Annotated in this window: 13 protein-coding genes; 9 read left to right on the forward strand and 4 right to left on the reverse strand. The window is 36.9% G+C overall.

Annotated elements, in window-relative coordinates; translation table 11 throughout:
* The first annotated feature begins 79 nt into the window (after window positions 1–79).
* The 5 genes from ABMY35_RS09250 to ABMY35_RS09270 all read left to right on the forward strand — a co-directional run bounded on the left by ABMY35_RS09250 (window position 80) and on the right by ABMY35_RS09270 (window position 4,118).
* Entirely contained in the window at window positions 80–1,150 is a 1,071-nt protein-coding gene (locus ABMY35_RS09250) for a DUF262 domain-containing protein (RefSeq protein WP_349285941.1), read from the forward strand.
* 8 nt (window positions 1,151–1,158) lie between these two features.
* Window positions 1,159–1,788 carry an MAE_28990/MAE_18760 family HEPN-like nuclease gene (locus ABMY35_RS09255; RefSeq protein ID WP_349285942.1) on the forward strand — a complete coding sequence of 210 codons (630 nt, stop codon included), beginning with the start codon at window positions 1,159–1,161 and terminating at the stop codon, window positions 1,786–1,788.
* 152 nt (window positions 1,789–1,940) lie between these two features.
* The gene (locus tag ABMY35_RS09260; RefSeq protein ID WP_349285943.1) at window positions 1,941–2,777 is read left to right on the forward strand and encodes a hypothetical protein; all 837 of its coding nucleotides are present in this window, start codon (window positions 1,941–1,943) and stop codon (window positions 2,775–2,777) included.
* The gene (locus tag ABMY35_RS09265) at window positions 2,767–3,498 is read left to right on the forward strand and encodes a hypothetical protein (protein ID WP_349285944.1); all 732 of its coding nucleotides are present in this window, start codon (window positions 2,767–2,769) and stop codon (window positions 3,496–3,498) included. The genes ABMY35_RS09260 and ABMY35_RS09265 overlap by 11 nt, the downstream gene beginning before the upstream one ends.
* A gap of 269 nt (window positions 3,499–3,767) precedes the next feature.
* Window positions 3,768–4,118: a hypothetical protein gene (locus ABMY35_RS09270; RefSeq protein WP_349285945.1), complete on the forward strand. Its 351-nt coding sequence runs from the start codon at window positions 3,768–3,770 to the stop codon at window positions 4,116–4,118.
* A 217-nt stretch (window positions 4,119–4,335) separates the two neighbouring features.
* Here the strand turns inward: ABMY35_RS09270 and ABMY35_RS09275 are convergent, their stop codons facing one another.
* From ABMY35_RS09275 to ABMY35_RS09285, 3 genes are read right to left on the reverse strand one after another with little or no spacing between them, the layout of a single operon-like run.
* Window positions 4,336–4,824 carry a hypothetical protein gene (locus tag ABMY35_RS09275; RefSeq protein WP_349285946.1) on the reverse strand — a complete coding sequence of 163 codons (489 nt, stop codon included), beginning with the start codon at window positions 4,822–4,824 and terminating at the stop codon, window positions 4,336–4,338.
* Entirely contained in the window at window positions 4,814–7,045 is a 2,232-nt protein-coding gene (locus ABMY35_RS09280; RefSeq protein ID WP_349285947.1) for a Mov34/MPN/PAD-1 family protein, read from the reverse strand. Before ABMY35_RS09280 ends, ABMY35_RS09275 begins: the two co-directional genes overlap by 11 nt.
* Window positions 7,038–8,192 (reverse strand): hypothetical protein, encoded by a 1,155-nt coding sequence (locus ABMY35_RS09285; RefSeq protein WP_349285948.1) that lies wholly within the window; start codon window positions 8,190–8,192, stop codon window positions 7,038–7,040. The genes ABMY35_RS09280 and ABMY35_RS09285 overlap by 8 nt, the downstream gene beginning before the upstream one ends.
* A 781-nt stretch (window positions 8,193–8,973) precedes the next feature.
* On the opposite strand from ABMY35_RS09285, the gene ABMY35_RS09290 reads away from it, so the two are divergent.
* The 4 genes from ABMY35_RS09290 (at window position 8,974) to ABMY35_RS09305 (ending at window position 11,522) form a co-directional block, all read left to right on the forward strand.
* Entirely contained in the window at window positions 8,974–9,549 is a 576-nt protein-coding gene (locus ABMY35_RS09290; protein ID WP_349285949.1) for a hypothetical protein, read from the forward strand.
* Window positions 9,546–9,896 (forward strand): hypothetical protein, encoded by a 351-nt coding sequence (locus tag ABMY35_RS09295; protein ID WP_349285950.1) that lies wholly within the window; start codon window positions 9,546–9,548, stop codon window positions 9,894–9,896. The genes ABMY35_RS09290 and ABMY35_RS09295 overlap by 4 nt, the downstream gene beginning before the upstream one ends.
* On the forward strand, window positions 9,887–10,588 hold the full coding sequence (locus tag ABMY35_RS09300; RefSeq protein ID WP_349285951.1) for a hypothetical protein: 702 nt from the start codon (window positions 9,887–9,889) through the stop codon (window positions 10,586–10,588). The genes ABMY35_RS09295 and ABMY35_RS09300 overlap by 10 nt, the downstream gene beginning before the upstream one ends.
* 64 nt (window positions 10,589–10,652) lie before the next feature.
* Window positions 10,653–11,522 carry a viperin family antiviral radical SAM protein gene (locus ABMY35_RS09305; RefSeq protein ID WP_349285952.1) on the forward strand — a complete coding sequence of 290 codons (870 nt, stop codon included), beginning with the start codon at window positions 10,653–10,655 and terminating at the stop codon, window positions 11,520–11,522.
* 418 nt (window positions 11,523–11,940) lie between these two features.
* Here the strand turns inward: ABMY35_RS09305 and ABMY35_RS09310 are convergent, their stop codons facing one another.
* Window positions 11,941–12,564: a hypothetical protein gene (locus tag ABMY35_RS09310; RefSeq protein ID WP_349285953.1), complete on the reverse strand. Its 624-nt coding sequence runs from the start codon at window positions 12,562–12,564 to the stop codon at window positions 11,941–11,943.
* Between the last annotated feature and the right edge of the window lie 125 nt (window positions 12,565–12,689).

Consider the following 12,689-nt stretch of genomic DNA (forward strand, 5'->3'; position numbering starts at 1 on the left):
AAGGGGGAGTCCATCTCATTCGTTAGTAGCCTTATCAGTTTTGTGTGTACTTTTAGGAATAATTTAAAAAGGAGTAATTATGCTTAGTGAAGAAAAATTAGCTGGTATTGAGAAACAGATATTAGATGAAAAGAAGACTGTAGACTTTGACACTAGAGAGTTCACAATTGAATTTTTAGTTCAAAAGTACCTGAAGGATATTGATACTGAAGAAAACGATATCTTCGTTCCTGAATATCAACGAGATTTCGTGTGGGATGAAGTTCGACAATCTCGACTGATCGAGTCAATCACTTTGGGACTACCAATTCCAATTGTATTTATGGCTGAAGATGCTAACGGAAGACTTGAAATTGTTGATGGTTCACAGCGTATTAGAACATTAGCCGCATATTTATCTGATGAGTTAACACTAACACGTCTTGAAAAGTTAACAGAATTAAATGATCTTAAATTTAGCGATTTACCAAAATCTAGGCAGAAAAAGATACAAAACACTCCCATAAGAATGATCGTACTGTCTGAGTCAGCTACAGAGGAAGTAAGAAACGATCTTTTTGAACGTATAAACCGAGGAAGTGATTTACTACGAAATATGGAGAAAAGAAAAGGGATTTACCCTGGAACTTTTAATGACTTCATATACAAAGAGTGCGCTAAAAATCAACTTCTAGTCAAATTGGCTCCGTTATCAAAAAGTGTAGTTAATAGACAAGAGCACGAAGAGTTAATATTAAGATTTTTTGCTATGATGGATTTATATCCTAAGTTTCCTACATTTGGACGTGGTATTGGTGTTGTTCTTGATGAATATATGGAATCAAAGAATAAAACATTTACGCCAGATGAAAAAGAAATTAAACAGAAGCAATTTAATGAAATGCTTGAGTTTGTTGATAATGTTTTTGAAAACGGATTTCGTAAGAAAAATGGTAATTCTATAACGAGAATATTCTTTGAAGCAGTGTCAGTTGGCGTGCATTTAGCTCTTCAAGAAGAAGGACAGCTTAATAGTACTAAATTAGATGCAAGCGAATGGTTTAAAGATCATCAATTCAAACGATTAATTTCAGGCACACATAGAACACATAGTCCAGATAAAATTACTAAACGAATTAACTTTGTGAAAGATAAACTTTTAAATAGGTAGCTTTTCTCGTGTATACAGTAAAGGATGATTTTGAAGAAAAGCGAGTAGAGGCTACTGTATTGCTTGAGCATATTAAGGAACTTTCGGGTCTATCAGGTAATATTAATAAAGTTGCTATTGTTAAATCAGCTTTTATGGTGCTTTTATATAATGCAATTGAATCAACAACCGTTTTGGTATTAGAACGGGTTCATGAAAAAGTATCTCGCCATAAATATGATGAATTATCTGAGCCATTGAAAAAGTTGTTTGTTGAGTTTTACCTATTTAATGAGGGTAAAAGGAAGCAGCACTTAAATTTAAACTCAATTATCGATAATTCGTTAAATTTTCCAACTTTTGAAGAACTGACGAAAAAAGTGAACCTTTTTTCAGGGAACTTAGATGCTAGGGAGTTAAGTAAAATCTTATCGCGTTATGGTATTGGCAAGATAACAGCTTCAAATAAAGAAAAGCTACTTATTGTTAAGAATAAGAGAAATCAAATCGCGCATGGTGAGGTAATGTTTAAAGAGTGTTGCCGTAATTCTACATACGATGAGTTATCTACAATACAAACCGCAGTATTTGACTCATTGAATCAAATGATAGAGCTCACGGAAAGGTACTTTGAAAATAGTAGGTATTTGGACAATTAACGTATCGGCTGCTAACAAGCCGCTGAAATCGGATTCCGTAAGCTGTCGCGGTTTTTGCAAGAAGATGCAAAAACACGCGCCAACTTAGCTCACAGTTTAGCGGAGCGTTATGTGTCGTTAGTTCGAGCTCGAAAAAATAAGGAAGATTAATTTTGGATACAGTAATTCATTTTATTGATGTTGGCCAAGGGAATATGGTGTTGATGGAAGCATCAAATGGGAGGTATTACATTTGCGATTGCAACGTTACAAACGATAACGAAGATCGAGTGCTGAATTATTTGGGCAGCGTTATCGGTCGGGGGGCAAGTATTTCCGCTTTCATTTGCACTCATAGAGATGCCGATCATATGAGAGGCATAAAAAAGATACATAACGATTTCCCTATTCAATCTATATGGGATAGCGGGCACCCAGGAACTACTACGAACTCTAGAGAGTACGCTGACTACATGGACTTGCGTCGACGAGTGGGCTCAGAGGAAAAAAAGAAACTCACAAGACAGGATTTAGGAATGACAAGGCTGCGCTATTTAAGTGCTAAGGATGAGCGGCTAGAAAAAAATGCCAATGCGCAAGGTCTTGTCATTAAAGTAGAGCACTTGAATAGCTCTGGCGTAGGGTCAAGTACTATTCTAACTGGAGATTGTGATGCTAAAACTTGGAAGCACGGGATACTGCAAGACTATTCATCGAATGATTTATCCACCTCAATATTAATGGCAGGACATCATGGCTCGATAACATTTTTCGATGATCCCACCGACACCCAGTATTATTACGAAGACCATATGCGAGCTATTAAGCCCGCAATGACCATTGTTTCTGTTGGAGATAATAGTCACGGCCATCCAGACAAAAAGGCCTTAGAGCTTTATGAAAAGCACTCGACTGGATCTAAACAGGGAAATAAAGTTTTTACAACGCAAGATAAAGGCACAATAAAGTTGACCTTAAAAGACCATGGCTGGGCTCTAAATGTTGTCTGACTACTTTGATGAATACAGCCTAAATGCGAGGATTAGACCCGCATTGCTCTCGCTGCTTCCCCCGACCATAACTGTTTATATTGCATTCCCCGCACTTTATGAATTTGCCGTTGGCTTGTTAAGTTTGGTGCTGGTTTTTGGCCTTCTTACTGCAATGGCAAGCTATGTGAGGTATCGAGGCAGGAAATTAGAGCAGCATCTATATAAAACATGGGGTGGCAAACCCACAACATATATATTGAGGCAAAACAACGACGTTATTGATGAGGTAACAAAGAAAAGATATTACAGTTACTTTGAGTCTAATATTGACAGTTGGCAGGCGCCTAGCCTAGAAGTAGAAGCAACAGCTGCCGAGGTTGCAGATTCATATTATGAATCTGCAATAAAGTGGCTTTTGGAGAGAACAAGGGATAAGAAAAAGTATTCAATGATTTTCAAAGAAAATATAGGTTATGGCTTTAGAAGAAATTGCTTAGGTATTAAGTGTCACGGATTTCTACTTGCACTATTCTCAGTTTTATTTCTTTCGTTAATCGTAGTAAAGCCTGAATTCGTAAAAAACCAAACTGATGCAGTATTTATATATGCTGCTATTACTTTTTCGTTAATTATGGCTTTCTGGTGGTTAATATCAGTTAATCAAGCATGGGTGAAAGACTCCGCAGAAAGTTATGCAATAAGGCTTTTAGCAGCTTGCGAACAAATGAAAAACACGTAACACATATGAACCTTCTCAGGTCAAGTAAGTATAATGATTCTTTTTAGCTGCTTTTAAGCAAAAAACAAATTGGACAAGCACAAGCTCTTTGCAAGAAAAGTATTGGGCAGGTACAGAATTATTACGAAGAAAAGTGTCTATCCTCTTTGTTTAGTACAATGAGAAAAGTGCCCATTGGGTCGATATTAAATTGTTAAGTGTAATCAGGCATGGCACTGTGTAGGGCAATCGCAACATTAGCAACTCAGCTTTAATTCCAGCTGGAAGGCATGAAAGAGACACACCGCAATATGATCGCGGTTATGAAGAATATGCCCTTCTATCTAGAGAGTGGTAACCTTGCTGGGTGGGAGTCAGCTTATAGAGACTCAATCGGCGATGATAAGGGTGAAAGTAGTGCCTCATATCAAGCTATTGACCTTGTTTATGAATTGGCAGATTTAAATTTGTTTGGTTCTTTTCAAGTTTCCGAGACAGAGCCACTATATAAAAATATAGTTGTTCAACTTGGCAAAATGGGGCTGCCGGTTTCCGAAAATATGGACGTGTCACAATGGAATGAACCAAATGGGACAGGCACAAATTCTTTGCATAAATCGCGTTGCTTGACTACTGTTTAAATATCCAGTCCAAGTTGAGTTAAATAAGGATGGCAAGAGCACGAAAAGTACTGATAGATTTGTCGTCGATATCTTATTATCACTTGATAAGCACGGCGTGTACGCCGTGCTTTTTTATGCGGAGAAGATAAGTACAAAGGTAAAAACTTTGACCATAGACGGATATGGTTAGTAGGAAAAGAAAAGTGTCTGCCCTATGTGTTGCTGAACAAGCTTGCTATTTGTTGTTCATACGTGAAGGCTCTACTCCGAAAAGAGTTTTGCCCATTTCTTCTATTTTCATTTGAAATTTATCTACATTAAGCCCTGCAATTAGAGCAATAAAATAAAACCCCCATAACTGCTCTATTTCGCTAGCTGGTTGATCGCTATCTAAAACAATAAGTCCTGCTTTTAACATGACAAACGCAAATATGGAGCTTATAGCAGAAGTTATTGGCCATATTAAATGCCACGCAATCCACTCGTTCCCCCAGTCACGGTGGACCGAGCCATGTAAATATAAACTGCGTAAGCAATAAAATGCGCCAGCCAATGCTCCAATAAACGCAAAGCGAGTAGCAAGCTCGGTGCTTGAGCTGAAACTATCCCATTCCCAGTTATATCCGACACCGAGTAATATAGCGACCCATGCGATATGGTAAATTACACAAAAGCCTAACCCTAGCCATTTTGAAAACGTAAGCTGCTGCTTTTCATCTGTCATGTTCCACAACCAATATATCTTTTCCGTTACACATTAGCATAACTGTTACAGGTAAATTAAATGAGCTGTTTAACTCTTTAAGAGTTTTTCTATCTAGTTCAGAGGGTAATGATGGAGTAATGTGGCTATGCCAAGTTCCTATGACATAAATCTGACCTTGGCTAGATTCTCTAATTTTACAATCTAAATCATGCAATTGTGTTTGGTTAAAAGAAAACTCCACAGGTGATTCAACTGATTGTTCAAAGGGCATTAGTGCTCCAGTAACAAATATCCTGCCTGTTAATTCACATATGCGACCAATAATAGCGCCACCAGTTTCTTTGGGACGTTTGGCTTTTTGTAGAGCGAACATAGTGTTTGTTGCTGCACCAGAAATTCGTATATCCCAATGTCTATTATCATGCTTAAACACTAATTCTGTTGTCGGAGGGATTGAGTAGGATTTCCAATTAATTGAACTATCTTCCTTCCTAAAACACAAGTGTAGTTCTCCGTGAACGGTCAACTCACTTGTTTGATAAATTGATTTATCTATCTTTTCCGTAATTGCAGCACAACACAAGTTTAGTGCTGTATCGGGCATTATTGTTGTTTCAGATGAGCAACCATGACCAACAATTTGTCGTTCCGCACCTTTGTGAAAAAATAGAGAGCTAGATATATCTGGATCCTGCATAGCTAATGTATACAAAACAGACTCAATATCATCAATTTTAACTTCTCTATTTTTTGATGATGGCTCAATTGCTAAATATCCCATTGTTGACTGACCGTATAAACCAACTTGGTATAGTCGCCCCGGTAATTTCCCAATCGCAGCCAAGTTATAGCTGACTAGTTCGTTTCCAGTAGATTCAATTAATACATCACAGTCTTTAGGAAAAGTTAAACTATTCTTACTTAAATCTTCAAAGCTGCAACTGCTTGAGACACCCCAATTATCAACAGTAGATTTGAGTAATATGGCTTTAGGCCAACCTTCACACCTACCAATATTAGTCAAACCATGACGAGCCATATTGTGCGGTCTAAAATCGCCTTTATCCATTATATGCAACGCATAGCTACCTGTCCTAGCTAAGGATAGAGCTAGCTTTGAACCAACGCTTCCTACACCTAGAAAGGCGACTTTTTTTATATCGCGGTTATGATGGTGGGAAACTTTTTGCAACACGTCCCTTGAACTACCTTGGATATAAGAAAGAGGAATGACTTGAGGGTTTTTACCTTGCTCACTGGTTAATCGTACAAAAAATGGGATTATTTCTATATTAGAATTTCCGCCAATTAATTCTATTGGTCTAGGAATGCAAAAGACTACAACACAGCCTTGCGCTTTTTGTTTAGAATGGCTGGAGTCAAGTCTATCAAGCTTTAATTTTAACGATTCACTTACGGTAAATTCGGGTTTGGGTATAACGATCACTTCACTGGAAACATTTGGAGTTCCTTCCAATGAAGCTGCAAATGAAATTAATTCATTACGATTTCTAACAGGTAAGTTCTGAAATAGCGATGATGCGCTTGATTCAGGTAAGATAACAGGGATTATTTCAATACTGGATTTCATAACTCCTATGTCTTCAGTAGATACAAGAATGTGCGGCGGCCGTTCTCTAAAAGCTTCGTAGGAACCAGTTAGTATGAATAAATTTCCTTTCGTAGACTGCTTTGCTAGTTCGGTAGCTGCAAATGAAATAAGTTCACTATTGACATCGGTAAAACTTCCACCGTAATTGTTGAATATTATAGGTTCCCAGCCCTGTTCCTCCACCATCAACCTGTCTTGAGCAGCTCTATCCAGCCAACTATCTAGTTGAATTAATAATTGCGATAAACCATTTGCTAATAAAAAACTAGTAACACTACTTTCCGTAATACACGGCCACACAACATCGTAGGCTTGACTTGGGTTTATATGAGGAAAGCAGTTTCTAGGAAAGTCTTTTCTCAAAGACGGTAATATAGGGGACGAGGGAAAATCGAAGGGAATGTGCCAGCACACAGGCTCGGTAGCCTTAACCCCTTTATTAGATATGCCTTTTTCAACATCTCTGCTTCCAAGGTTAACCTGCCAGTCACATTTAACTATCAAGCGATTTTCATCGCAGAGAATAACTTGAGACTTGTTAACTCTGTCGTGATTAATAATCTGTTTAAGAATTTCTTCTGTTGCTGTTGGCAGGTCTTTGTCCATCCCGTAATACTCCTCAGCCATGTCTTATAGGCTTATCCTGTCTAGGAATAGCAGCAGAAGAAGACGAAGTAACAGAGGCCAATGCTACTAAACTTACCCCAGTGTAACTTAACTTAAAATCTCTAGGCTTTGGTGGCTTTGTTTTGGTAGCAGAATCAGCTAAACAAATAAACCTACTTGCTTTATTATCAAGCATTTTCACATACTCTTTTTTTGCTAAGTGACTTGGTGGGTCTGACTGTTCTTCATCAATTTCTTTGCTACTTGATACAATGTAAGCACCAGAATTAGTCTGTGATAAAGCGTTTATTGCCTCTGGTAAAACTTTTGGGTCTTTTACCTTGCTTGCAGAGTCATAACTTAAGGTGTGCCATGAACAGTGGTGTGGAGCTAGCAATATGTCATAGGTTAATTGTGAAGTATTACCCTTTCTCTCTTCCCATATATGTTTCCAAATATGAGCGGTAGCATCACCGCCAAGCAGTATTTCAGTGCCGTTTACTGTCCAGCGGATTACTATACTGGAATTGTTTTTATCTTCCTCGTGATCTTCATCGAAAATATCACTATCAAGTGGTGCTAAAATTAATGCCTTACCTGCACCAACATTTACTTCTTCACCTCTATCAATAACCAACCCTTCTAGGTTCCAGCTTTCCTTTTTATCTGAATCGTCAGTATCTATGCCAACTACTCTTAACCTGTTACCGTTGGTTTCTCGGCTGAAATCTTTATCTTCAAATAGTTGCCTTCTTCGTTTAGCCTCAGTTCTAAACTCTTTAGCATCAGAGGAAAGTTTGATTTTTTTGGATGCTCTTTTAGTGCAGATTTCAGAAAACCAAATCTCGTTCATCACTATTTTTTTAGGCTCACCACCTTCAGGTTTTGACCAATCGCTAGGGTTGCCAGTGTGTATATATTTTTTAAACCCTAAACAGTGATCATTATCAGGGTGAGTCAAAACAAACAGATCAACATAGGGAGCGCCATCAGAATTTGTAGGCAAGTGGTTATAAATATCAGATGCTACATCGTATTGCTCTTCATTAACGTCTCTAATTTTCATATCAACTAGAATTGTTTTTCCACTTCCTTTTGTGCCAATTTGGATTAAAGTCATATCTCCATTATCAACAGGGTAATGCTTAATTGAGTTAGGTTCAGCCATATCAAGATTCCTTAAAATACTCAGGACAAACAAGACACCATCTGATTTAAGAGTCTTATTAGCGCACAATAAGCCTTATCTGTGGTTTCTTTCTCTTATAGTTGCTACATTTGGCCCAAGCGAACGTTTTTCAACCGCCTATACAAAATTAATGCACTTTATTTTGAGATTATTAACTATTAGGAAGTCCGAATCGTAACAGAAGTAAATACAGTCATTGGTTAACAAATCAATCTATTCAACTCGTGTCAGGGAAAAAGCGAGTTAGTACCATTGTCAGCTTCTGGCACATATGCGACTGTCAGATTTGATTGAGTTTTATTATTCGAATCGGGCAGGTCAAGTTAAGGCTTATTCACATAAATAGACGAAATCACCCTCGCTCAAGCAAATTATAATTACTTTTCTTTATTCTAATCGACAGAGTTGGGGCCAATAATCTAACTCATTTTTGTCCAAAAACGAACTAGAACCAACGTCTGCTTTACGCACAAAGCTGCTACCTACTGTCAGAGTTGATTCAACCCTAAATTTTAAATCTGACAGATCAAGTTAAGACTTATTCACAAAACATTGTTCACAAAACATTTAAATTAAATGCTTAATATTTATTAAATTTAACGCTAACATTCATTCACTGATTGCAAAAGGATAATTGATAAAGTCGGTGTTTTCTGTTTTTTCGATATACCCCTCCTTTCTTATCCATATAGTTAGTAGTTTGTGCTGTTCTAATCTAGTCCAATAGATCTTTTGACTCTTTTCAAGGAATTGGAATCGAATGTTCGAAAAAGAAAAAATAATACCTTTTATCAAGCGTAATATTTGGCTTGCTATAAAACCAATATGGCTATTTTTCATGTTTTTATTAGGCCTAACATTAATATTGGCTTTGCCTTTAGCGATATTTGAATACTCATTCTCTGCCTCAGAGTTGGATGTGATGGAATGCGCATTTGTTGTTTATTTGGTGATTTTTACGCGAAACTACATCTTGCACTGTAGAAGCATAAACGCTCCAAAGGTTAGAAAAATAATTACACCATTTGTTAATTTTGCTCATATGAACCTTCTATTTACGAGTGTTATTGCTTTGGTCATGTTGGCTTTTAAGGGTTCACTCGAGCTTTTATTAACTGTTCCCATCGTTGATTTGGGCTCGGTAATGTTTGAAATATTTATCGAATTAATAGAAGAAGCTACTTTGATCCCATTATTTGATTTTATTTTCTTTTTTCTATCGGTGTTAGCATTTCAATATAGCTTTCATAAGGTTAGTTCGTTTTCATATGTTTTTACATCAGCATCAGACAAGGGAAGCAATCAAAAGAACTTTGAAGGAGCAACAATAAAATGAACCGTTATTGTTTTGCTCTAAGCCTACTTCTTTATTCTGCGAACAGTAGCGCGTTGATTCAGTCTAATGCAAAGCCAGGGAGTGTTGAATTTTTAAAATCAGCCTGCCAGGAATATACAGAGCTGTATAACAAGAAAGATGAAGAGCATTTTCTTGCTTTCTGGACCACCTCTAAAGAAGAGAGCTTTAGAGCCGGGTATTGTCTAGGGGCTGTAATGCATACCAACAAAACGTGTACATATCGATACTCTCGCTCGGTTTATCAATCGGCCAAAATTATAGCTTCATTTAATCAAGAACAAGCTTATTCAGAAGTTACGTTACTGGAGCAAGTAGTATGTCGCTGATGAACTCTAGTAAAGCTGTTCAAGAATTGTTCGGGGTTAACGATGTAGAGTATTTGCGGACTAAGGCCAATAGCTATATGCGAAATGGTGTTATTCCATCATCGAGTATCGTCAAAGAAGGGTTTAATGATAGTCAGATGAACAAGCGAGGGAAAAAGTGGCTTAAGTCAGACGCTGTAAATTGCTTATTCAACGCGCTCATACTTGATGCTTTTTTTGATGATACTAAATATGTCAAAGAGGTTTTTGATTCAATGACAACACGACTTGATGCAGCACAGCTATGCGAAGAAATTTTAATTAGAACACAATCAAGTCAGGGGCTGAATAATTTGCCAGCTATTTCACGGGAGTTTCTTAGGCAACTAACAGATGATAATTTCAGTCTGAGAAAAACCAGATTAACTAGCCCATTTTCGGATAAACGCCTACCTCAAATGGATATCTCATTAAGAAATACGGGCCTGTTATATCATATTTTAAGGTCGCAAAGGCTTGCCATATCATTTAAAGAACAGCTCATTCTATGTTTTTTAGAACAGGATCTGATTGGAGCAAATGCTTGCCTATCGCAACTTGATGATACCCAGCTAAAAGAAGATATTGTACTTCAAAGTTTAGCCAGTTTCCTAAAACACACACATCAAGAAGCTCAATCATTCAACGCATTGTTAAATATGCTGCCAGACTAAAAAAACGCTTTTTAGTGCACTGCACAAATTAACACTATTCCTATTAACCAACAGGAGAAGTGTTATGAGTAAAAATAATCAATTAGTTATCAATTATCATATTACCGAGAAGTGCAATTATGATTGTCATTATTGCTATGCAAAGTGGGCTAAGCCAAATGAGCTTCATCGTGATTTAGAGTCGTTGAAAGCGGTGCTCAGAAAATTAGCAGTTTACTTCTTTTCACCAAACCCCATTCAGGAGCAACTTCAATATCATAGCGTTCGATTTAATTTTGCTGGTGGTGAGCCTTTACTATTAAAGCAGCGGTTTATTGAAGTGCTTGACTACGTAAGAGAACTTGGTTTTGAGGCTTCAATTATTAGCAATGGCCATTTAATTACTGATGAATTCATACATTCTCATGGTCATAAATTTCAAATGTTTGGAGTAAGCTATGATTCTAGCCAACTTGAAACTCAGCAGAAAATAGGTAGAAATACACAAGCTGGAAATGTTTTATCACCACAAAGGTTAGTAAGTGTCTTTGAGCAGCTAAGGGAAAAATCACCAAGTACTGAACTCAAAATAAATACTGTAGTAAATCAGTTTAACTACAGAGAGGACTTCAACGAGTTTATTAGTAAGTTGAAGCCCAACAAATGGAAAGTACTAAGGGTTCTACCCATTTTCGAATCAATTCCAACTATTACAGATGAACAGTTTAGCGAATTTGTTAAACGTCATAATCCAATGGCGCATTTGATGTCGGTTGAAAATAATGACTCAATGACTAATTCCTATCTCATGCTGAGCCCAGAAGGGGCGTTTTTTCAAAATGGGAACACAGACAATGGGTACTTTAAGAGTCGACCATTATTAACAACATCTGTCCCGCTTGCATTGGCAGAAACAGGCTTTGATCCAGTCAAGTTTGCTCTCAGATATGCATAGAGGTGCTTATGGTCAAGCAAGAAGTCAAGTTGGATAGAGCGACAATAATGATCATTGTTAAGTCAAATTCCTCTCCGAGAGTTATTGATTTGGCAAAACGTTTGGTTGAGTCAATTTTTAATGGTTCGCTATTAAGTGGTGCAAGACCAAAATTACTTCAGCGAAATAAAAGCTGGTTAAGTTATAGGATAAATCGACGCTATCGATTATTGGTTGAGCGAACCCAGGCACGAACTGGTCCCTATTTTTGTATGAGTCATAATGAATTCGATAATTGGATTAAAAGACACTGAAGTGATTGAATAGTCTTAAAGTAAATAAGGCTCATATTTTATTAGCCTAGACTTAATATGACAGTTACTCATTTTATAACGGTGACTGTCAGTTTCGATTTATTAGAAATTAAAACGCAGTCTTCTTAATTCTCACTCAGCTTTATCTGCTCCAATTGTTGAATTATTGAATCAATTTTTTGGATTAAACCTGTTTTAGGATAAAAGTTATTGTTGTGATTATTCGAATAAAAAGTTGGCATATAGAAGGGAGTAGCGGTTTGATTTTGTAGTATTAGAGCACCTGAATGAGCGCCACTTTTCATTAAACCCCCCTGCTGATGAGAAGTTGAAATAGCCTCGTTATCTATCCTCTGCTTCTTAACATCTTTGACTTTATAGTCAGCTATTAGCATCGAGATAAATTCTGAGCGTGATAATTCTTTATCACCTCTAGCTCTGAACGTGTCTAGCTTTTTAAGTATTCGGTTACTTAATTCTACATTAATAGCGCTTTGCTTCTTGTCTTTATTTTTCTGCTTCTTTTCATAGTTTTTGTAACCCCTATAAATCTGATTACTCATATTTTTTTGTGCTAACTCGTTTCCGGGATGGAAGCTTTCGATGTATTGAGAGTAAGAGTTTTTTAGATGTAAAACGTTACATTTCTCAAGCTGTTCGATAGGGTAACAAGAGATGGTGCTGAAGAAATTCGCAAACAATTCTCTATCTACTGTATCTAGCCACTCAAAGTTTTGCCAGCGCTTCATTTTAGCTTCCTTTCTTTCAATGATTATCATTACATAAATATATATTTATACATTATTAAATATTTATAAGTGTGTAAATAAATAGTTTAAAATAACACCTGTTACTTTATTAATAATGCAGATAT

Origin of the sequence: Pseudoalteromonas sp. BZB3, assembly GCF_040104455.1 — a bacterium.
GTDB lineage: Bacteria > Pseudomonadota > Gammaproteobacteria > Enterobacterales > Alteromonadaceae > Pseudoalteromonas.

What these genes read in the sequence shown, in the direction of transcription:
- ABMY35_RS09280 (WP_349285947.1), bottom strand. Translation starts at nt 7,045, where the DNA reads ATGGCTGAGGAGTATTACGGGATGGACAAAGACCTGCCAACAGCAACA.
- ABMY35_RS09300 (WP_349285951.1), top strand. Translation starts at nt 9,887, where the DNA reads ATGTCGCTGATGAACTCTAGTAAAGCTGTTCAAGAATTGTTCGGGGTT.
- ABMY35_RS09285 (WP_349285948.1), bottom strand. Translation starts at nt 8,192, where the DNA reads ATGGCTGAACCTAACTCAATTAAGCATTACCCTGTTGATAATGGAGAT.
- ABMY35_RS09290 (WP_349285949.1), top strand. Translation starts at nt 8,974, where the DNA reads ATGTTCGAAAAAGAAAAAATAATACCTTTTATCAAGCGTAATATTTGG.
- ABMY35_RS09250 (WP_349285941.1), top strand. Translation starts at nt 80, where the DNA reads ATGCTTAGTGAAGAAAAATTAGCTGGTATTGAGAAACAGATATTAGAT.
- ABMY35_RS09270 (WP_349285945.1), top strand. Translation starts at nt 3,768, where the DNA reads ATGAAAGAGACACACCGCAATATGATCGCGGTTATGAAGAATATGCCC.
- ABMY35_RS09310 (WP_349285953.1), bottom strand. Translation starts at nt 12,564, where the DNA reads ATGAAGCGCTGGCAAAACTTTGAGTGGCTAGATACAGTAGATAGAGAA.
- ABMY35_RS09265 (WP_349285944.1), top strand. Translation starts at nt 2,767, where the DNA reads ATGTTGTCTGACTACTTTGATGAATACAGCCTAAATGCGAGGATTAGA.
- ABMY35_RS09295 (WP_349285950.1), top strand. Translation starts at nt 9,546, where the DNA reads ATGAACCGTTATTGTTTTGCTCTAAGCCTACTTCTTTATTCTGCGAAC.
- ABMY35_RS09305 (WP_349285952.1), top strand. Translation starts at nt 10,653, where the DNA reads ATGAGTAAAAATAATCAATTAGTTATCAATTATCATATTACCGAGAAG.
- ABMY35_RS09275 (WP_349285946.1), bottom strand. Translation starts at nt 4,824, where the DNA reads ATGACAGATGAAAAGCAGCAGCTTACGTTTTCAAAATGGCTAGGGTTA.